This window comes from Microbispora sp. H10836, from assembly GCF_012999525.1.
In the GTDB taxonomy this organism is placed as follows: domain Bacteria; phylum Actinomycetota; class Actinomycetes; order Streptosporangiales; family Streptosporangiaceae; genus Microbispora.
This window is the reverse complement of sequence record NZ_JABBWU010000001.1, coordinates 621279-640469: the sequence shown is the minus strand read 5'-3', so window position 1 is coordinate 640469 and position 19191 is coordinate 621279. Positions and strand designations below refer to the sequence as shown.

The following is a 19191-nucleotide window of genomic DNA, read 5'->3' as shown; positions in this document are numbered from 1 at the left end:
GCTGTCGAGTACGCCGGCGCGAAGATGGCCGCGAGATACCCCGGGGGGTATCCGGCGGATGTGCGAAGGCCGGCCTTCCTCCGGGGGAGTCCACGGCGAAGGCCTGCCTGTGCGCGTGGCGGGGCTTTGTCGGTTGGGGCAGAGGATCTAGGCGAGGGCCAGGAACAGCTTCTCCAGCTCGGCCACGCTCATCGGAGCCTCCTCGCCCCGCTCCTGTGCGGCGTGGCAGTGCCGCAGACCGCTGGCGACGAGCTTGAATCCGGCCCGGTCGATCGCCTTCGAGACCGCGGCCAGCTGGGTCAGCACCTTGGTGCAGTCCTCGCCCGCCTCGATCATTGCGATCACTCCGGCGAGCTGGCCGTGCGCCCGGCGCAAACGCGTCACTGCGTCGCCGACCATTGCCTCGTTCATCTGCATGTCTCATTTATACCCCCGGGGGTACCTGAGGGCAAATGGGCTTCACCCGTGGCCCCCGGCATCGTGCCGGGGGCCCGCCGCCTGCTCTCCGGGGTCGTGGGCTGCTCCGGCGGTCGAGGGCGTAATCGGCCGGGGGCGGCTCAGGGGATCTGGTCGGCGCCGCCCGGCCAGCCGGTGGCCGTGCCGACCCGGTCGGTCCTGTCGGACTCCCAGGACTCCGTCTTCCTGAGGAACGGCACCTTGTCGCCCGCGAGGTCCTTGGCCTTGCCCGCCACCTTCGAGGCCTGGGCGCCGACCAGCCCCGCCGCCTCCTGCACCGTGGGGCTGTCCGCGAGCCGCTGCGCGAAGCGCTTGATCTGCTCGTAGCGCTCACGCCCGGCCCGCGTGCCGAGGACGTAGCCGACGGCCAGCCCGGTGGCGAACATCGCCTTGTATCGCATCTTCCACCTCCGCGCTCGTGTTCCCCGCCCCCCTACCCCGAGGGCATGTCTCTATCCAACAGCAGCCGCTCCTGCCCCGCCCGGGCGGCTCCCGAGGCCCTCCGGGCGCTCTTTGCCGTACGCCGATCAAGACCCGACGACTCGCGGGCGGAATCGATGTGACAGACACCCCCCGGAGTGCGCTAATCTAGTTCCGCGCCGCAAGGAAAGCCGAAAGGCCGGAACGAGCGGAGCAGGCAGTAACAGCAGTAACAGCAGTACAGAGCACGATCCCGTGTAGCTCAATCGGCAGAGCAGCCGGCTGTTAACCGGCAGGTTATAGGTTCGAGTCCTATCGCGGGAGCTCATCACTCCGAAGGCCGGTGATCCCAGATCACCGGCCTCGGTCGTTTTCCAGGTCCGCACGGTACGGCCACGGTCTGGCCCCGGTATGACCACAGTGCGGCCGGTGCCCCCGGAACACCGGGGGCAGGGCTCATCGGAACGTCACCCGCTCGCTCGGAATCTCGCGGCGCCGTTCCCCGGGATCACCCGGGTCGGCGCCCGCCGTACGACCGGCGGAGACCTCGCGGGCAGGGAGTTACGGCAGCAGCTCGGGCTCGTGCGCCTCGACCAGATCCTTCGGCGCGGTCAGCAGCCACGCCTCGGTGACGAGTTCGAAGAGCTCGTCCTCTTCGATCTTGTCGAGCTTCACCACGACCCAGCCGAAGCGTCCCGCGGTGAACTGCACCTCGAAGACGTCGGGACGCTCGGACACCAGCGCGATCTGCTCCTCGATCGGCTGTTTGAGCCCGACGGTCCGGGTCTTCTCCCACAGATATCCGAAGCCCTTGCCGTCCACCTTCAGCGAGACCCACTCGCCGCCGTAGCCCTGCTCGACTTCGGGCAACCTGGTCAGCAAGGCCAGGAACTCATCCACGCTCACGCCCATGCTCACCTTCTACCAGCCGCCTCCGACATTCGCGCCGCCGGTTCTCCTGCAGCCCCCCGTGAGAAGTTCGTTACGCGTCACGGGTGATGGGTGAGCAAGAGAACGACATCGTTGCCGGCCGTCCAACAGTCTCCGGATGGCGTCGTTGCCGCGAAGAACCTTCTCCTGTCGGCTCGCCGACACGAAGGTCATCGTGAACGCCTGCTGCCCGGGCTACGTGGCGACCGACTTCACCGGCTTCAACGCGCCACGGACGCCCGAGCAGGGCGCCGCGACCGCGATCCGGCTCGCTACCCTGCCGGACGACGGGCCGCGCGGCGGCTTCTTCGACGACGAGGGCGCCGTCCCCTGGTGACCCCCGGAGGCTATTTCCCTTCGGGCACCTGGTCCTTGACCTCGTCGTAGCCGACCTTGGCAGGTGCCGCGGTCGGCGAGTAGATGACGCGGATCACGCCCGTCGCAAACGCCTCCGTCGCAGTCACCTTCAGGTGGTACGGCGCGTCGCCGTCGTCGAAGAGCCTGCGGCCCTTACGCGCCGCCACCGGATGCACCAGTAGGCGCAGCTCGTCGACCAGGCCTGCAGCGAGCAGTTGCTGCACGACGGAGATCGACCCGGGGATGAGGATGCCTCTGATGCCGGCATCGGCCTTGAGCGAGGCGGCGGCGTCGAGGAGATCGCCCTTGATCAGCTCAGAGTTGCGCCAGGAGAACTCCAGCGGCTGGCGCGAGACGACCACCTTGCGCATGTCCCCGAGTTGCTTGGCGAACGGCGCGTCGTCCCCGCCCGCGGCCTCGCGACCGGGCCAGGCGCCGGCGAAGCTGTCATAGGTCTCGCGGCCGATGAGCAGCACGTCAGCGGTGTCGTAGTCCTCGCCGACGGCGCGGCCCATGTTCTCGTCGAAGTATGGGAAGTGCCAATCGGGGTCGATCTCGGCCACGCCGTCGGCCGAGATGAACAGCGTGGAGATGATCTTCGCCATCGTGACGATCCCTTCAAGTCAGGTGGCGTCGGTAGGCAGACCGGCGCAGCCTCCCAAACTTATCGGCAGACCACAGATCCGTGCCGACGGAGCGGTTCAGGTCCGGGTCCACACGTTCCGGCTGATTACCGATCACCAGTCCTTTGTGCCGTGGAGCGAAGTCAGGCAGCCGCCCGTCTGCCGCGCATCGACTACACCGAGCTCGCCGAACTGGTGAAGGTGGTCGAGGCCAAGCGGCCCTGGCCGTACGGCAAGCTCGCTGACCGGCGCGAGCTGGGCGAGGCCCGCCCGGCCCGGCAGTACGTCGCCGGCGAGGGCTTCCCGTATCTCGGCCGGTCGTACCGGCTGCGGATCGTGGAGCCGGGACGCGAGGTGCGGCTGCTTCGCGGACGGCTGGAGCTGGGCCGGGGCGGGGGAGCGCGGGACCTGGTCCGCTGGTATCGCCGGGTCGGCGAATCGTGGCTGAAGCGGCGCACTCGGCCGTGGGCACAGAGGATGGGCGTCGAGGTGACCGGGCTGCGGTGCCGAGAGCGCCTGCGCCGACTCGGCCCCGACCTGTGGCTGCCCGAGGAAGGACGCTGACGAGGCGGAGCACGGCCGTGGGATGAACCCAGGCGACAGGGACCACCGCCGCGGAAAACCGCTTGAGCCCTTCTTTCGCGCTCCCGTAGGGTGCCTGCGGCCCCCGTCGCCGTGAGGACAGAGGACAAAAGCGCGTGACCCCGCCTGCTCTTTAACCTGACACCTTCTTCCGCTCACCTTCAAGCCGACCGTCCCGTCGGCTCCGCCGGGCTGCCCGTGTGCGCCCGGTCATGCAGCGTTTGAGGCCGCGCGCGATCGGCCTCGTGTCAGGTCTAGAGAGATCATGTCTTCACAACCTCATACTGTGCTGCCCTGGGTCGTCCGCCGGACCAGGCTGCCTCTGCTGTCGTCGCGGTGCCCGGACTGCCGGTCGGAGTCGGCCACCACGGGCGAGGGCAGGTTCCGGGTCAACGCCAACGGCAAGCTGCTGGACGTGTGGCTGCTGGTCCGCTGCGTGTCCTGCGGCCGGACGAGCAAGCTCACCGTGCACGAGCGGGCGCCGGTCAGATCCGTCGATCCGGCCGAGCTCGACGGCTACCACACCAACGATCCGGAGCTGGTGGCGTCCACGCTGCTGGATCCGCTGTTCGCCCGGCGCAACCGCTTCGCTCTGGACTGGGAGGGGGCCTGGCGGCTGGACACCCCGTTGGCATGGCTCGACGAGTCGTGGCCGGTCCAGGTGGAGGTCGTCTTCGAGGACCCTGTGCCGGTGCGCCCGGAGCGGCTCATCGCCCAGGGGCTCGGCCTCAGCAGGAACGAGGTGCTCCGCCGGATCAAGTGCGACATTCCGCTGCGCCGTACGACGAGCACCGGGTTCACCTTCACCGTCATGGCCGGGGACTGACGGGAGGGTAGCCGCAATGCGATCCCCGTAGGCATCCGTGCCGAACACGCCTCGCCCCAGGGGCGGCTCCGGCCGTCCGGAGTCGCCCCTGGCGAGCCACGCACCGTGTGCAGGCCGTCCTGGCCGGCCGGCGCATGCCGCCGCCCATTGTCACTTTCGCTTTCGCCGACTCGCTCGCGGACTGTCCGGCGGCACCAAGGCGAGTGACGCGACCCACTCGCGGACTCTGTGTCTGCCGAGCAGAAGAGCCCCGGTGCTCGACAGGGTTCCGAGCAGCCCGGCGACGAGGGGATGTCGTGTGGTTCCCGGCATCACCAGAACCATGAAGGACACCGCTCCGAACAGCCATCCGAAGAATTGCACGAACCTTATGGAGATATGTCCCCCACACCATGTCCGATACAGCAGGACCGAGAAGGGAAGGCCGAGAAAGATCAGCAGGGTAGTGGTCTTCTCGCTCGACAGATCGAAGCCGTCTGTCCCGGCGGACAGAAGCACCAGGGCGAGCGCGCAGAGCACCAGCGCGACGGGAACCTGCCACGGGCGAGTGTGCCGTGTGGCGGGAAGTCCGGGTATGGCGAGTCCGGCCCGCTGATAAACCGGCCGGATGGCAAGGGGGAAAGCCGTTCTGACCCATGCGGAAGGCTCGATCAACCTGTGGACGCGGACTTCTGGATCGGCCGCCCCCAGGGCGGTCGCGTGTGGCGTCCAGTCGCCGTCGAACCAGACGACGGCGCGGATGTGGACATGATCAGGCCCCTTGACGACGACGTTCTCGAAGTCAGGAGCCCGAGGCAGGCCTTTGGGGAAAAGGTCGTGCATCTCGGCTCTGAATGATTCGTACTGGTCAGCGTCACGGGCGACGACGAGCACCAGCCGCTCGGGCCGGTTGAAGGCCACGATTCGCTCGGTCTCCCATCGCAGGCCGCGTCCGGGCCCACAGGCCAGGATGACGAGGCGGGCGCGATCCAGAGCGGCGAGCACCTGCGTCTGCCACTCGTGGTCCGCGGCGTAGTAACGTCCGGCACCGGTCTGCGGGAGCGCGTCGCCGGGCTTGCCAAGGGCGATCATCTGGCCGAACGGCGCGGTCGCCTGTGCCAGTTGCTGTTCCTCGGTGTCGGTCGTCGCCGCCCAGGGACCGTGCGGATGGCCCCGGGGAACATTGGCGAAGCCCTCGTCGTCGGTGAACGCGCGCAGGAACAGCACGATCTCCTGGTCGTGCGGGAGCGCGTCGACGGGTCGCAGTGTCTTGGCCCGGTGCCGGTGGCTTTGTCGTATCGCCCAGCGACCGCCTCCCAGCAGCGCGGTCATGAGCGCGAACTCGGCGGCCGTCGCCGGCCAGCCCTGCGGGGCCGTCCCACGGCGCACGGCTGAGTAGGCCGCGGCGCCGCTGATCGTGCCCACGGTCACAGCCGCCCATCCCAAGGCGTACAGCGCCCATCCCCAGGCTGGTCGTTGCCGGAGCCGCGCAGGTGGTCGAGGTCGCCGTGCCCGGGCCGGTGAAGGTTCTGGTTCTTCGGTCACCACGTTCCTCTCATCCCGTTGAAACGAGGCCGTACGTATAGGGAACGGGGAAAGCGGTGGCTGGGGCCAGATGAACGGGGCCGAAAGGCCGGACCATGACAGCGCGTGTGTGGATTTGGCGGACAAATCCTGGGACTTCGCGGAAAATGTGGAGCGCTGCGGCCGTACCGGTCGCGGCTGCCGCGGACCACGGACGGCGCAGTGGGGTGAGGGCCACTGCGGGAGGGTGTCGCCGCCGGCCCGGAACCGGCGCGGGGCGCCCGTGAGCGCGAAGTGTGTGGCGGTCGTGCTGACTTGGCGTAAAACGAGGAAGACCCCCGCGCCCGTACGGGAACGCGGGGAGGAGGTCGACAGACGGGAGGCGGAGGACTTCATCCGGCTCCACCACGCGGAGAACCCGGTGGCGGGCCCGGTGGAGCAGCGGCTCCGGGAAGTCTTCGCGGAGATCGAGCAGACGGGGACGTACACGCACACCACGGGCGAGCTGACCTTCGGCGCGCGGGTGGCGTGGCGCAACAGCAACAGATGCATCGGCCGCCTCTACTGGCGGTCGCTGCAGGTCCGTGACCGGCGGCACGTGGACACCGCGGACGGCGTGGCCGAGGAGTGCGTCGAGCATCTCAGGACGGCCACCGGGAAGGGCAGGATCCGCCCCACCATCACGGTGTGCGCCCCCGACCGGCCGGGGGAGCGGGCGCCGCGGATCCTCAACGACCAGCTCATCCGGTACGCCGGGTACGTCCGCGAGGACGGCTCGGTCCTCGGCGATCCGGCCAACGCGCGGATCACCATGCGGGCCCTGCGCATGGGCTGGCGGGGGGACGGCACGAGGTTCGACGTCCTGCCGCTGGTCGTGGAGGCCAAGGGCGCCCTGGTCCTGCGGGAGGTGCCGCGCGACGCGGTCCTGGAGGTGCCGCTCCGGCACCCGGCCTTCCCGTGGTTCGCCGATCTGGGACTCAGGTGGCACGCCGTGCCGGCGATCGCGAACATGTCGCTGGAGATCGGCGGCGTCTCCTACCCGTGCGCGCCGTTCAACGGCTGGTACATGGGCACCGAGATCGGCGCGCGCAACCTGGCCGACCGGGACCGCTACGACCAGCTCCCGGTGGTCGCCGAGCAGCTCGGTCTCGACACCTCCCACGACCGGACGCTCTGGCGCGACCAGGCCCTGGTGGAGCTCAACGTCGCCGTGCTGCACTCCTTCGCGGAGGACGGTGTGACGATCACCGACCACCACACCGAGGCGCGGCGGTTCATGACCCATCTGGAGCGGGAGGAGCGCAGCGGGCGCGTCTGCCCCGCGGACTGGTCCTGGATCGTGCCGCCCCTGTCCGGCGCCGCGACGCCGGTCTTCCACCGCTACTACGACGACGTACGGCTCACGCCGGCCTACGTCCACCGCCCTCCGCTGGTGTAGAACCGTGTAGAACTATGTTCGGGCGAAGGAGGGGTGTGGCGATGGTGGTGCTGTCCGAGGACGACGGCGGTGTGCGGATCCTGACGTTCAACCGGCCCGAACGGCTGAACGCCTGGACCGCCGAGATGGGACGGCGCTACTTCGACCTGCTGGAGGAGGCCGACCGCGACCCGTCCGTACGGGCGGTCGTGGTGACCGGCGCGGGGAAGGGTTTCTGCGCCGGGGCCGACTTCGCCGACCTGACGGCCCTGCAGGCGGGAACCTACGCCGACGAGCAGGACCCCCGGCCCAACACCTTCCCCACCACCCTGCGGACGCCCGTCGTCGCCGCGGTCAACGGCGCGTGCGCCGGGCTGGGGATGGTCCACGCGCTCGTGTGCGACGTGGTCCTGACCGCCGACGACGCCAAGTGGACGACCGCGTTCTCGCGGCGCGGCCTCGTCGCCGAGTACGGCCTCGGCTGGATCCTGCCCCGGCTGGCCGGCCAGGCGCGGGCGATGGACCTGCTGCTGTCCGGCCGGGTCTTCACCGGCGCGCAGGCGTGCGCCATGGGCCTCGCCGTACGCGCCGTGCCGGGGGAGCGGCTGCTCGCCGAGGCCGTCGCGTACGCGAAGGATCTGGCCACCCAGTGCTCGCCCGCGTCGATGGCCGTGATCAAGCGGCAGATCTGGGGCGGCTGGCAGGCGGGGCTCGACGAGGCCAGGGACGAGGCCGTACGGCTGATGATGGAGTCGTTCCGGCGGCCGGACTTCGCCGAGGGAGTGGCGAGCTTCCTCGAACGCCGGCCGCCGGACTTCCCGCCTCTGACGTAGCGCTCAGCGCAGACGGCGGGCGCCGGCCGCCGGAGTGGCCGGCAGGAACGTCGGCGCGGCCCAGCCGCGCCCGGCGTAGGCCTGCTCCACGGTGATGCGGACCCGGTCCACCCGGTCGTCGGCGACGAGTGCGATGGCCGAGCCGCCGAAGCCGCCGCCGGTCATCCGCGCCCCGCGCGCGCCGCCCTTGACCGCGGCCTCGACGGCCACGTCCAGCTCCGGGCAGGAGACCTGGTACTGGTCCCGGAGGGACAGGTGCGAGGCGTTCAGCAGGGCGCCGATCTCCTGTACGGCTTTGGCCCGCAGCAGCCCGATGACGGCCTCCACCCGATGGTTCTCGGTGACGACGTGCTGGGTGCGGGCCCGCTCGTCTCCGCTGAGCCTCGACAGGGCCGCGGCGAGGTCGGTGACGTCCCGCAGCGACGGGACGCCGAGGCGCTTGGCCGCGTTCTCGCAGTCCTGGCGCCGCCTGGCGTACTGCCCGTCGGCCAGTTCGTGGTGCACGCCGGTGTTGACGATGAGGATCTGCAATCCGTACGCCGACAGGTCGAACGGGACGGCGCGACTGGCCAGCGAGCGGCAGTCGAGGAACAGGGCGTGCCCCTCTTGGCTCAGCGCCGAGGCCGCCTGGTCCATGATCCCGCAGGGCATGCCGACGAACTCGTTCTCGGCCTTCTGGCACAGCCTGGCCAGCTCCATCGGCTCCAGGCCGAGGCCGTACAGGTCGTTCAGGGCGAGCCCGACCGAGACCTCCAGCGCGGCGCTGGAGGACAGCCCGGCGCCCTTGGGCACGTCGCCGTCGACCACGATGTCGGCGCCGCGCACCGGGAGTCCGGCGCCGCGCATCACCGCGACGACCCCGGTGGGGTAGCGGGCCCAGCCCGCGGCCCGGTCGAGGTCCTCCAGCACCTGCTCCTCGCCGGGCGCCTGGAGGGAGGCGATCCGCACCGTGAGGTCGTCGCGGGGGCTGACGGCGGCCGTCACGCCCCACGGCACCGCGAACGGCAGGACGAAGCCGTCGTTGTAGTCGGTGTGCTCGCCGATCAGGTTGACCCTGCCGGGCGCGTGCCAGACCCCGGCGGGTTCGCCGCCGTACGCCTGCCGGAAAGCATCAACAACGCGCATAGTCGCACACTCCTCAACATCGCAGCCTCCCCGTAGGGTAGCGGCCCCTGGCCGCGGACGTGCCGGGGCCCGGCCCGGGTAGCCCGGGCCGGGCCCTGGTCCGATCATGCCGACCTCACATCGCGGGTACCGTGGCCCGCTCGTCCGGGACGCAGTGCGTCATCGTGAGGCCCGATACGTCGCGCGGGCCGTTCTTGCCGAGGTTGGCCAGGCGCTGCGTGTCCTCCTCCGTCAGGTCCTGGCTCGCCAGCGGCTCCAGGTGCTTGACGTCGTCGGGTGTGATGCCGAGCCCCTCGCCGACGCGCAGGCCGAGGTCGTCCTCGACCAGCAGCAGGTGCCAGACCATGCGCTCCTGGATGGGCCGGTCGCACTGCGACAGCATGGTGGTCATGTTCTCCACCAGGTCGTCACGCTCCCACTGCTCCATGAGCAGGTAGCGCTGGCCCGCCTGCTTGTAGTCGTTGGTCCGCGGGATGCGCTTGCGGGTGAGCCTGCCGACGATCTCCGGGCCCTGCTCGTCGTGCGTCGGGAACTGTCCCTCCCGCAGCCCGCCGTTGATAGACGGCTCGTAGTTGATGTGCGGGTTCTCGCCTCCCTGGTCCTGGTGGTAGGTCATGAGGCCGTCGCGCTGGTTGGTGCGCACCTCGGCGTTCTTGGCCTGGTTCACGGGCAGCTGCAGGTAGTTCGGCCCGACGCGGTAGCGCTGGGTGTCGCTGTAGGAGAACGTCCTGCCCACCAGCATCTTGTCGTCGGAGAAGTCCAGCCCGTCGACGAGGACGCCGGTGCCAAAGGAGATCTGCTCGTTTTCCGCGAAGTTGTTGCTGACGGTCCGGTCGAGGACCATCCGCCCGACCGGCTTGGCCGGGAAGAGCTCCTCGGGCCAGACCTTGGTGTCGTCCAGCGGGTCGAAGTCCAGCTCGGGGTGCTCGTCGTCGCTCATCATCTGGACGAGCAGCTCCCATTCCGGATAGTCGCCCCGCTCGATCGCGTCACGGAGGTCCTTGGTCGCGTGCCCGAGCTCGTGGGCCTGGATGCGGGCGGCGTCCTCGGCCGTCATGCTCCTGACCCCCTGCTTGGGCATCCAGTGGTACTTCACGAGCACGGTGTCGCCCTGCGCGTTGACCCACTTGTAGGTGTTGACCCCGAAGCCCTGCATGTGCCGGTAGTCCGCCGGGATGCCGCGCGGGCTGAACAGGTTGACGAGCATGTGCATGCTCTCGGGCGACTGCGACATGAAGTCGAAGATCCGGTTCGGCTCCTGCCGGAACGTCACCGGGTCCGGCTTGAGCGCGTGGATCACGTCAGGGAACTTGATGGCGTCGCGGATGAAGAACACCGCGAGATTGTTGCCGACGAGGTCCCAGTTGCCGTCCTCGGTGTAGAACTTCACGGCGAAGCCGCGCGGGTCGCGGGCGCACTCGGACGAGTCGCGCCCCCCGATCACGGTCGAGAACCGGATGGCGAGATCGGTGCGCTTGCCGGCCTCCTGGAAGAGCTTCGCCCTGGTGAACCGGGCGATCGGCTCGTCACCCCATTTGCCGTACGCCTCGAAGAAGCCGTAGGCGACCGTGCCGCGAGCGTGGACCACCCGCTCGGGAATGCGCTCCCGGTCGAAGTGACTGATCTTCTCCAGGAACTGGTAGTTCTCGAGAGTGGCCGGGCCGCGCGCGCCGACCGTCCGCTGGTTCTGGTTGTCGTAGACCGGGTGCCCTTGACGGTTGGTCAGCACCGGACGCTCGTCTCCGGGCTCCGGCCCCCTGCTCGACACGTCCGTCATGGGACGGCTCCTCTCGCTATTTGATCACGTTTTAACTGTTAGTCCACTTCAAGACTCCCCTATCCGGTTTTGGGCGGGGTATTCGTCCCGGCGCCCTCAGGTGAGGAGATCCTGGAACGCCCGGAGCACGCGGGGGAGGGACCACAGGGCGCCGTGCACGTGGCCGACGGCCCCGGCGTCGACCAGGCGCACGTTCGCCCCGCTCGCCGCCAGGTCGTCGCGGCACACCCGGGCGTTGGCGATCGCCACGTCGCGGTCGCCACGGGCCGCGTACAGCGTGACCGGGACCCGGGGCCGCCAGCCGGTGCAGGTGGTGTCGTTGACGCGCAGCGCCTCGAGGAACGCGCCCGAGGGCCGCCTGACCTGGATCATGAACTCCTCGGTCAGCAACTCGGCCGGGCTCGCCGGGAGCGCGGCGGCGATCTGCTCCTCGGTGTGCCGCCCGTCGAAGAGCCCCTCCACCGTCCGGTCGTACGGTGCGCGGAACGCCTGGCCGGGCGTGTCGTACAGATGGTGGAGCCGGTTCATCGACGTGATCCAGTACGCGAGGTAGAACGTCGCGGAGCGCGGCTCGACGTCCCCGGACAGGACGGCGGGCAGCTCGGCCCGCTCGACGGCGTACGGCCCGCTGATCGGGGCGAGCGCGGCGAGCCGGAGGCCGGGCACGACGCCCCGCTGGAGCGCGCGGCCCAGCGCCATGGCGGCGTGCCCGCCCTGGGAGAAGCCGGTGACCATCACCCGGCCGTCGAGGCCGCGGCCGTGCCGGGCGACGAGATCGCGGGCGGCGCGCAGCAGGTCGGCGGAGGCGGTCACCTCCGACGCCGCGTCCATGTACGGATGCCGGCCCGGCCCGAGCCCGAGACCGAGGTAGTCGGGCGCCACCCCCGCGAAGCCCGCGGCGGCGAACATGACCGGCACCAGCCGGCCGTCGCTGCCCGGAGCGACGGAGGGCGCGTAGCGCTTGGTGGGAAGCGTCCCGTGCTCGTAGACCGCGAACGACAGGCGCCCGTCCCCGGAGCGGGGCAGGGTCACGACGCCGCTGGCGGTCGTGGGCTGTCCGCCGGTGCCGGTGGTCCGGTAGACGACCCGGTAGACGTCGACGCCGAGCGGGTGCTCCGGCACGGGGAAGCCGGCGGCGCGCAGGGTGGCGGAGACCCGGGCGGGCGACAGCCGGTCGATCCGGGTCGCCGACACGATCGTGCCGTGCGGGGCCCCGGCGGTGACGGCGGTGACGGCGGCGGCCGTGGGGGCGGAGGGCCGGGTGATCGCGGCGGAGGCGGTCGCGGGAACGGAGAGCACCAGCGCGGCACAGGCCGCGGCGGCCAGAAGACGCTTGGGGAGGGAGTTCGTCATGGCCGTAAACGTAGGTTCCGGCGGTGGTCGCGGCCCATCCCGCACACCGCCGGAACCGCGGTGGGGAATTCCCTACCTCACCCTGTGGGGGCCGCCTTCCGCGGCTCGCCGCGGTAGGTGCCGAACGACCAGAGGTTGCCCTCCGGATCGCGGACGACGAACTCGCGGGAGCCGTAGTCGGTGTCGTACGGCTCCTGGACGACCCGCGCCCCCGCGGCGGTCGCCCGGGCGAACAGCGCGTCCGGGTCGTCGGTCACCGCATAGGCGCCGAAGGAGCCGGGGGTGAGGCTCCACTTGTCGTCCGGTGTGTCGCGGACGCTGCCCAGCATGATCCCGCCGCCTGCCGGCCAGGAGAGCTGGGCGTGGTCGACGCGGTCGCCCTCGCCGTACACGGCGGTCTCCTCGAAGCCGAACGCCTCGACGAGGAAGGCGATCAGGGCGCGTGCGTCCCCGGCCCGCAGCGTGGGCCATACCTGAGGTGCTGGTGTGGTGTCGTTCATGCCATCGAGTCTGGCGAGCCGTCCTCAGCCCCGGCTTGGACGTTTCGGAACAGCTCGCCTCCGTGGCCGCCTTCCTCGGCCAGCCACTGGCTTGGTGGGCACCCGGCGAAGGCGCCGAACTCGCGGGCGAGATGCGCCTGGTCGTAGAACCCGCACTCGGCCGCCGCGGCGGCCAGCGTGAGCCGCCGCCCTGACACCGCCGCGTGCTGCAGCAGGCGGCGGGCCCGGTCGAACCGCACGACCCGCGCCGCCTCCTTGGGGGACAGGCCGATCTCCTCCCGGAACCGGCCGTTGAGGTGCCTCGTGCTCCAGCCCACCTCGCGGGCGAGGCCGGACACGCTGACCCGCCCGCCGGCGGTCAGCGTCCGCCGCCACGCCCGCGCCACCTCGGCCGGCTGCGCCCGCGTGGGCCGAGCGCGCCGGGACAGGACCGCGTCGAGGACCGCGAAGCGCTCGTCCCAGCCGGGCGCCTCCAGGAGGCGTTCGCGGAGCTCGGCCGCCGGCCGGCCGAGCACCTCGGCGCCGTCCAGGTCGAGCCCGGACAGCTCCCCGGCGGGCAGCCCGAGCAGGGCCCGCGCGCCGAGCGGCGTCAGCGCGAGCTGCACACCCGACTGCCGGCCGTCGTGCGTGATCAGCGCGGGGGTGGTGTGCAGCCCGCCGACCAGCGTGTCGTACGACCCGGGCGGGGTGCGCGGGTCGGGGTGCGCCGCGACGACGAGCGGATCGTCGAGCGTGACGATCATCGTCAGGTACGGCGAGGGCAGGCCGCGATGCGTGGCCGGCGGGACTCCGGCCTCGCGGTAGGCGCTGTACCACGCGACCAGCTGACGCAGCGCCGGAGCGGGCCGCCGATGGAAGAACGTGTTCTCCTCGTGCTCGCCGGTTTCCGCCGCCCGCCGATCCCGAGCCGCCATCGCCTGCTCCTCCCTCCCGCGTTCCAGTCTCCATCACGCGGAGCGCGGCCGTCATCGTGATGGTCGACGACGGCCGCGGGAGCGCGGCGAGGCCGGGCTGAGCGTGCAGGTGCGCCGGGCGCGGGCCGGGGGACGCGCCCGCAGGGCGGTCCGGATGCCCTCAGCCGCCGGTCAGGCGGCTCCCTCGGCTCCCTCGGCTCCCTCGGCTCCCTCGGCTCCCTCGGCTCCCTCGGCTCCTTCCGCGTCGAGGTCGCGGGACAGCAGGTCCGCGAGGGTGGTCAGGGCCTCCTCCGCCCCCGGCCCGTCGGCCTCCAGAGTGACCTCGGCGCCGTGCCCGGCCCCGAGGGTCAGCACGCCCAGCATGCTGTTGGCGGGGACGGCCTTGCCGTCGCCCACGCGGATGCGCACGGGCACGGCCTGCCGCGCCGCCGCCTCGACGAAGATCTTGGCGGGGCGGGCGTGCAGGCCGGAGCGCGAGGCGACCGCCACTGTCCTTTCCGGCATCGCTACCTCTCAGACGTCAGGGCTCGATGGTGACCTTGATGGCGGCGCCGCGAGCGACGACGTCGACGGCGTCCATGACCTCGTCCAGGCCGAGGCGGTGGGTGATCAGGTCGGCGACCGGCACCGCTCCCTCGGCGATGAGCCGCAGGGCGCGGGCGTTGTGGGCCGGGCTCGACCCGTTGGCGCCAACGATGGTCAGCTCCCGGTAGTGCACGAGGTTGGAGTCGCAGGCGATGATCGGGTCGTCCTTCGGCAACCCGCCGAAGAAGCTGATCCGGCCCTGCCGCGCGGCCATCTGCAACGCCTGCTGCTGGGCCGCCCCGGAGGCCGCCGCCGTGATCACCACGTCGGCGCCCCGGCCCCCGGTCAGCTTGAGCACCTCGTCCACGAGGTCGGTCTCGCCCGAGCAGATCGCCGCGTCCGGCCGTACGAGGTCGGCGGCCATGGTGAGGCGCTCGGCGTTCAGGTCGGCGAGGAACACCCGGGCCGCGCCGCGCGAACGGGCCAGCCGCACGTGCAGGCAGCCGATCGGGCCCGAGCCGACGACGACCACGTCGTCGCCCTCGCCGACACGGGCCAGCTCCTGCCCGTTGAGCACGCAGGCGAGCGGCTCGGCGAGGGACGCCTCGGCGAACCCGACCCCGTCGGGAATCCGGTTGAGGCCGTCCACGGCGAGCACCTTCGCCGGCACGACCATGTACTGCGCGAAGCCGCCGTCGTAGTGGTAGCCCATCGACTCCTGATTGGGGCAGACCGTGAGGTGGCCCCGCCGGCACTCCTCGCACTCGCCGCAGGGGATCGCGGCGATCACCTGCACCCGGTCGCCCGGGCTCCAGCCGGTGACGCCCTCGCCGGCCTCCACGACCTCCCCGGCGATCTCGTGGCCCATCACCCGGGGCGGCCTGATGTGGTGGTGCCCGAACCGGTAGATCTTCACGTCCGTGCCGCACGTCGAGCAGTTGCGTACGCGGATCTTGACCTCGCCGGGGCGGGCGACGGGCTCGGGCACCTCCTCCAGGCGGATGTCCCCGGGAGCGTGGAAACGGGCGACTTTCACTCGGATTCTTCCTCTCCGTCCGGCTGCAGCAGGTGGATGACCTCGTCGACCTCGGCGGCGGCCCGCAGGGCCGCGGCGCGGTCCGGGTCGAGCAGGATCTGGGCGAGCCGCGACAGCAACCGCATGTGGCCGTCGCCGCGCGCCGCGATGCCGACGCACACCGTCACCCGCTCACCGTGCCAGTCGACGCCCTCGGGGAAGCGCAGCACGCAGATGGCGTCGTGACGGACCGCCTCCTTCGACGTCAGCGTGCCGTGCGGGATGGCCACGCCCTCTCCCACGTACGTGGAGATCGACCGTTCGCGTTCGAGCATGGCCTCGGCGTAGGTCCCGTCCACCGCGCCGACCTCCTGGAGGACCGCGCCGCACTGCCGGATGGCGTCCTCGAGGTCCGCGGCGGTCGCGGCCGTCCGTACGGCGCGGGGGTCGAGGGGGAGCGGGGCCGTGCCGGCCCGGTCAGCCATCGATCGTGCCCCCGTTCTTGATGGCGGCGACGACCCGGGTCACGGCCGGGTCGCCGATGAAGACCTGGAACGGCACGAGCACGACGCCGGGGGCGCTCGCCCTGGCGCGGTCGGCCAGCCCGGTGTGGCAGACGATCACGTCGGCGTCCGCGGGGATCGAGTTGACCGGGGTGTGCTCCACGCTGACCGCGGTGCCCTTGAGTTGCTTGCGCAGCGTGCTCGCCAGCATGACGCTGCTGCCCATGCCCGCGTCGCAGGCCACGATGAGCTTGCGGACGTCCTTGCCCTCGATGCTGGACACGGTTCTACGCCTCCTTGGTGGCGGGCACGCTCTCGGCCGCCGTCTCGTTGTCGCGCTTGTCGTCATGGGTGTCGTTCGTGCCGACGGTGTCGCCCGGGACGCCGTCCTGTGCCGGTTCCTCCGGCTGGTCGCCGTTGGCGCGGCCGAAGCCCAGCAGCGCCGCGGCCACGGCGAAGGACACGGCCGTGGCGATCACGATCCCGGCGATCACCCCGAACCAGCCGCCCTTCGGGGTCACCGCCATGTAGGCGAAGATGCTGCCCGGCGACGGCGTCGCGACCAGGCCCGCCCCGGTGACCAGGAAGGTGAGCACGCCCGATGCGCCGCCGGCGATCACCGCGAGGATCAGGCGCGGCTTCATCAGCACGTACGGGAAGTAGATCTCGTGGATGCCGCCGAAGAAGTGGATGATCATAGCGGCGGGGGTGCTGGGGCGCAGGGACCTCGGGCCGAACAGCAGGTAGGCGATCAGCAGGCCGAGGCCCGGGCCGGGGTTGGACTCCAGCATGAACAGGATCGACTTGCCGTGCTTGACCGACTCGGCGACGCCCAGCGGCCCGAGCACCCCGTGGTTGATCGCGTTGTTGAGGAACAGCACCTTGGCGGGCTCGATGATGACCGACGCGATCGGCAGGAGCGAGTGGGAGACGAGCCAGGCGACGCCGTCGCCCGCGACCTCCGTGACCTTCTCCACGACCGGGCCGATGGCGAGGACGCCGGCGATCGCCGTCGCCGCGCCGACGATGCCGGCGGTGAAGTTGTCGACCAGCATCTCGAAGCCGGCCCTGGTCCGCTCGGCGGTGAACCGGTCGACGTACTTGAGGATCAGCGCGGCCAGCGGGCCGATGATCATCGCGCCGAGGAACATCGGGACGTCGGCTCCGACGACCACGCCCATCGTGGCGACGGCGCCGACCACCGCGCCGCGCTGGGCGTGGACCATCCGGCCGCCGGTGTAGCCGATGAGCACCGGGAGCAGGACATTGATGATCGGGCCGACGAGTTCGGCGAGTGTCTTGTTCGGCACCCACCCGGTCGGGATGAACAGGGCCGTGATGAGGCCCCAGGCGATGAAGGCGCCGATGTTGGGCATGATCATCCCGGCGAGATGGCCGCCGAAGCGCTGGATCGTGGCCCGCACACCGGTGCCGTGCACGGTGGGGGTGTAGGGCGTGGCCATTGGGGTGCTCCTTCCGGGGCGACCGGCCTGGCTGGCCGGCTGGGGGGTTCTCGGGTCGCTGCCATCCCCCGGGCATGAGCGAGCGAAGCGAGTGAATCAGGGGGTGCGAAGCGGGCGAAGCGAGTGATGCAGGGGGGTGTGAAGCGGTTGAAGCGAGTGAATCGGGGGGTGAAGCGGTTGAAGCGAGTGATGCAGGGGGGTGTGAAGCGGGTGAAGCGAGTGGATCGGGGGTGTGAAGCGGGCGAAGCGGCTGAGTCGGCAGGGGCGGGGGCTCGACGAGGGTGGTGGGTCGTGCTCACGCCCCCCCGGGCGCCGGGCGAGGGGGTGGGGTGAGCGGCCGGGCCGGGTCGGGGGGACCGATCCGGACGTGTGTGCGGTCAATGTCGGCGGGGCAGGGCATCCGGCTGCCGGGCAGCCGTACGGCCGCGCCGGCCCAGGCCAGGCCCTCGGCGAGGGCGGTCCCGCCACGGGCTCCGGCGGCGAGGAAGCCCGCCAGCAGGGCGTCGCCCGCGCCCACGCTGCTGCGCGGCTCCTCGACCGCGCATTCGCCGTACCAGACCTGTCCGTCGTCTTCGGCCAGCAGCGCGCCGTCGGCGCCGAGGCTGGTCAGGACCGACCGCGCGCCCATGGCGCGCAGCTTGCCGACCGCGTCGAGCGCGTCGCCGACACAGGCGATCGAGGTGCCGGTGGCCTCGGCGAGTTCGTCGCGGTTGGGTTTGATCAGGGCGGGACCGGCGTTCACGGCGGACACGAGGGCGGGGCCGCTCGTGTCGACGGCGAGGTTGATGCCGGCGTCGGCGAAGCGGCGGCACAACCCGGCGTAGACGTCCACCGGGACGCCGGGCGGAAGGCTGCCCGAGGCGACCACCCAGTCGGCCGACCGGGCGGCGTCGAGCACGGCGCCCGCCAGTGTGTCCAGCTCGGCGGGGGTCAGCGCGGTGCCCGGCTCGTTCACCTTGGTGACCGTTCCGTCCGGCTCGGCGATCGCGACGTTCGACCTGGTCGGACCGTTGACCGGCACGGGGATCATGTCGATGCCCTCCGCCGAGAGCAGGTCGAGGAGCCGGCGTCCCTCGCTGCCGCCGTACGGGATGACGGCGCACGACCTGACGTCGTTGGCCAGCAGGGCGCGTGAGACGTTGACGCCCTTGCCGCCGGGGTCGAGGTGCGTGGCGGCCGCCCGGATGACGGCGCCGCGGGTGAGCGCGCCGACCTCGATGGTGCGGTCGAGGCTGGGGTTGAGGGTCAGCGTGAGGATCATGCGCGGACCACCTCCGGTCCCGCGGCGGCCAGCACGGCCGCCTGGTCGGCGTCGAGTCCTGTGTCGGTGATCACGACGTCGATCTCGCCGAGCGTCGCGAAGCGCGCCAGATAGGTGCCGGAGAACTTCGTGTGGTCGGCCAGCAGGACGGCGCGGTCGGCGCAGGCGATCATCGCCCGCTTGATCGCCGCCTCGGCGGGGTCCGGGGTCGTCAGGCCCTTGGCCACCGAGCAGCCGTTGGTGGCCATGAAGGCGACGTCCACGTTGAGCTGCGACAGCTGCTGGATGGCCCAGTCCTCCACGGTCGCCAGCGTCCGGCCGCGCACCCGGCCGCCCAGCATGAGCACGGTCAGGTTGGGGCGGGTCGCCAGCGTCGTGGCCAGCGGCGGCGAGTTCACGACGACGGTGAGCTCGCGGTCCGGCGGCAGCGCCTGCACGAGCCGGCTCGTCGTGGAGCCCGCGTCGATGACCACGGCGCCGTCCTGCGGGAGCTCGGCCAGGGCGGCTTTGGCGATGCGCTCCTTCTCGGCCGTCATCACCTCGTCCCTGGCGGCCAGGGCGGGTTCGAACCCCAGGCGCTCGACCGGGATGGCGCCGCCGTGCACGCGCCGCAGGACGCCCGCCCGCTCCAGGGCGGTGAGGTCGCGGCGGATGGTCTCCGTGGTGACGCCGAACCGCTCGGCGAGCCTCACCACGTCGACCCGTCCGGCGTCGCGGGCCATCCGCAGGATCTCCTGCTGCCGCTCCTCGGCGTACATCGTGTTGGTTCACCGCCGTTTCGATGTTGTTTCGTATGTGTTTATACCCG

22 protein-coding genes and 1 tRNA gene are annotated in these 19191 nt (G+C 71.3%); 6 read left to right on the top strand and 17 right to left on the bottom strand.

All coding sequences use genetic code 11. The features are described from left to right. Positions 1-147: 147 nt before the first annotated feature. Together HHX30_RS02980 and HHX30_RS41210 are read right to left on the bottom strand one after the other, a co-directional pair. Positions 148-417: a metal-sensitive transcriptional regulator gene (locus HHX30_RS02980; RefSeq protein ID WP_169944372.1), complete on the bottom strand. Its 270-nt coding sequence runs from the start codon at positions 415-417 to the stop codon at positions 148-150. A 140-nt stretch (positions 418-557) separates the two neighbouring features. Further along, a complete protein-coding gene (locus HHX30_RS41210; RefSeq protein WP_249349527.1) occupies positions 558-857 on the bottom strand; it encodes a YtxH domain-containing protein in 300 nt (99 codons plus the stop codon). Positions 858-1127: 270 nt separating this feature from the next. Here HHX30_RS41210 and HHX30_RS02970 point away from each other — a divergent pair. Then, positions 1128-1200, top strand: a tRNA-Asn gene (locus HHX30_RS02970). A gap of 237 nt (positions 1201-1437) precedes the next feature. Here HHX30_RS02970 and HHX30_RS02965 read toward each other — a convergent pair. Then, complete coding sequence (locus HHX30_RS02965) at positions 1438-1788, bottom strand: MmcQ/YjbR family DNA-binding protein (RefSeq protein ID WP_169979040.1); 351 nt, start codon at positions 1786-1788, stop codon at positions 1438-1440. 136 nt (positions 1789-1924) lie between these two features. Between HHX30_RS02965 and HHX30_RS02960 the strand changes: the two genes are divergently transcribed. Further along, complete coding sequence (locus HHX30_RS02960; RefSeq protein ID WP_249349526.1) at positions 1925-2143, top strand: hypothetical protein; 219 nt, start codon at positions 1925-1927, stop codon at positions 2141-2143. Positions 2144-2153: 10 nt separating this feature from the next. On the opposite strand, the gene HHX30_RS02955 is transcribed toward HHX30_RS02960, so the two are convergent. Continuing rightward, positions 2154-2768 carry a dihydrofolate reductase family protein gene (locus tag HHX30_RS02955; RefSeq protein ID WP_169979038.1) on the bottom strand — a complete coding sequence of 205 codons (615 nt, stop codon included), beginning with the start codon at positions 2766-2768 and terminating at the stop codon, positions 2154-2156. A gap of 150 nt (positions 2769-2918) precedes the next feature. Here HHX30_RS02955 and HHX30_RS02950 point away from each other — a divergent pair, with 150 nt between their 5' ends. Both HHX30_RS02950 and HHX30_RS02945 read left to right on the top strand, forming a co-directional pair. Then, on the top strand, positions 2919-3350 hold the full coding sequence (locus HHX30_RS02950; RefSeq protein ID WP_169979036.1) for a YgjP-like metallopeptidase domain-containing protein: 432 nt from the start codon (positions 2919-2921) through the stop codon (positions 3348-3350). Between the two features lie 304 nt (positions 3351-3654). Continuing rightward, on the top strand, positions 3655-4194 hold the full coding sequence (locus tag HHX30_RS02945) for a DUF1062 domain-containing protein (protein WP_311922053.1): 540 nt from the start codon (positions 3655-3657) through the stop codon (positions 4192-4194). A gap of 150 nt (positions 4195-4344) precedes the next feature. Here the strand turns inward: HHX30_RS02945 and HHX30_RS02940 are convergent, their stop codons facing one another. Beyond that, the gene (locus HHX30_RS02940; protein ID WP_169979032.1) at positions 4345-5604 is read right to left on the bottom strand and encodes a hypothetical protein; all 1260 of its coding nucleotides are present in this window, start codon (positions 5602-5604) and stop codon (positions 4345-4347) included. Positions 5605-5980: 376 nt separating this feature from the next. On the opposite strand from HHX30_RS02940, the gene HHX30_RS02935 reads away from it, so the two are divergent. Continuing rightward, positions 5981-7135: a nitric oxide synthase oxygenase gene (locus HHX30_RS02935; protein WP_311922052.1), complete on the top strand. Its 1155-nt coding sequence runs from the start codon at positions 5981-5983 to the stop codon at positions 7133-7135. Positions 7136-7176: 41 nt separating this feature from the next. After that, positions 7177-7947, top strand: a complete 771-nt coding sequence (locus tag HHX30_RS02930) for an enoyl-CoA hydratase-related protein (RefSeq protein WP_249349624.1) — start codon at positions 7177-7179, stop codon at positions 7945-7947. 3 nt (positions 7948-7950) lie between these two features. On the opposite strand, the gene galK is transcribed toward HHX30_RS02930, so the two are convergent. The 12 genes from galK to HHX30_RS02870 all read right to left on the bottom strand — a co-directional run bounded on the left by galK (position 7951) and on the right by HHX30_RS02870 (position 19141). Further along, positions 7951-9072 carry a galactokinase gene (galK, locus tag HHX30_RS02925; RefSeq protein WP_169979027.1) on the bottom strand — a complete coding sequence of 374 codons (1122 nt, stop codon included), beginning with the start codon at positions 9070-9072 and terminating at the stop codon, positions 7951-7953. A gap of 115 nt (positions 9073-9187) precedes the next feature. Continuing rightward, the gene (locus HHX30_RS02920) at positions 9188-10849 is read right to left on the bottom strand and encodes a catalase (protein ID WP_169979025.1); all 1662 of its coding nucleotides are present in this window, start codon (positions 10847-10849) and stop codon (positions 9188-9190) included. 96 nt (positions 10850-10945) lie between these two features. Then, positions 10946-12202, bottom strand: coding sequence for a hypothetical protein (locus tag HHX30_RS02915; RefSeq protein ID WP_169979023.1), 1257 nt, complete (start codon positions 12200-12202; stop codon positions 10946-10948). A gap of 77 nt (positions 12203-12279) precedes the next feature. Continuing rightward, positions 12280-12702, bottom strand: a complete 423-nt coding sequence (locus HHX30_RS02910; protein ID WP_169979021.1) for a VOC family protein — start codon at positions 12700-12702, stop codon at positions 12280-12282. Continuing rightward, the gene (locus tag HHX30_RS02905) at positions 12699-13616 is read right to left on the bottom strand and encodes an AraC family transcriptional regulator (RefSeq protein ID WP_169979019.1); all 918 of its coding nucleotides are present in this window, start codon (positions 13614-13616) and stop codon (positions 12699-12701) included. Before HHX30_RS02905 ends, HHX30_RS02910 begins: the two co-directional genes overlap by 4 nt. A gap of 171 nt (positions 13617-13787) precedes the next feature. After that, entirely contained in the window at positions 13788-14120 is a 333-nt protein-coding gene (locus HHX30_RS02900) for an HPr family phosphocarrier protein (RefSeq protein ID WP_169979017.1), read from the bottom strand. Positions 14121-14136: 16 nt separating this feature from the next. After that, positions 14137-15177 (bottom strand): zinc-dependent dehydrogenase, encoded by a 1041-nt coding sequence (locus HHX30_RS02895; RefSeq protein WP_169979015.1) that lies wholly within the window; start codon positions 15175-15177, stop codon positions 14137-14139. Then, a complete protein-coding gene (locus HHX30_RS02890; RefSeq protein ID WP_169979013.1) occupies positions 15174-15641 on the bottom strand; it encodes a PTS sugar transporter subunit IIA in 468 nt (155 codons plus the stop codon). Before HHX30_RS02890 ends, HHX30_RS02895 begins: the two co-directional genes overlap by 4 nt. Continuing rightward, positions 15634-15942: a PTS lactose transporter subunit IIB gene (locus HHX30_RS02885; protein WP_169979011.1), complete on the bottom strand. Its 309-nt coding sequence runs from the start codon at positions 15940-15942 to the stop codon at positions 15634-15636. The genes HHX30_RS02890 and HHX30_RS02885 overlap by 8 nt, the downstream gene beginning before the upstream one ends. Before the next feature lie 4 nt (positions 15943-15946). Further along, the gene (gene mtlA, locus HHX30_RS02880; RefSeq protein WP_169979009.1) at positions 15947-17122 is read right to left on the bottom strand and encodes a PTS mannitol transporter subunit IICB; all 1176 of its coding nucleotides are present in this window, start codon (positions 17120-17122) and stop codon (positions 15947-15949) included. 295 nt (positions 17123-17417) lie between these two features. Then, complete coding sequence (locus HHX30_RS02875; protein WP_169979007.1) at positions 17418-18383, bottom strand: 1-phosphofructokinase family hexose kinase; 966 nt, start codon at positions 18381-18383, stop codon at positions 17418-17420. Then, complete coding sequence (locus HHX30_RS02870) at positions 18380-19141, bottom strand: DeoR/GlpR family DNA-binding transcription regulator (protein WP_169979005.1); 762 nt, start codon at positions 19139-19141, stop codon at positions 18380-18382. Before HHX30_RS02870 ends, HHX30_RS02875 begins: the two co-directional genes overlap by 4 nt. Between the last annotated feature and the right edge of the window lie 50 nt (positions 19142-19191).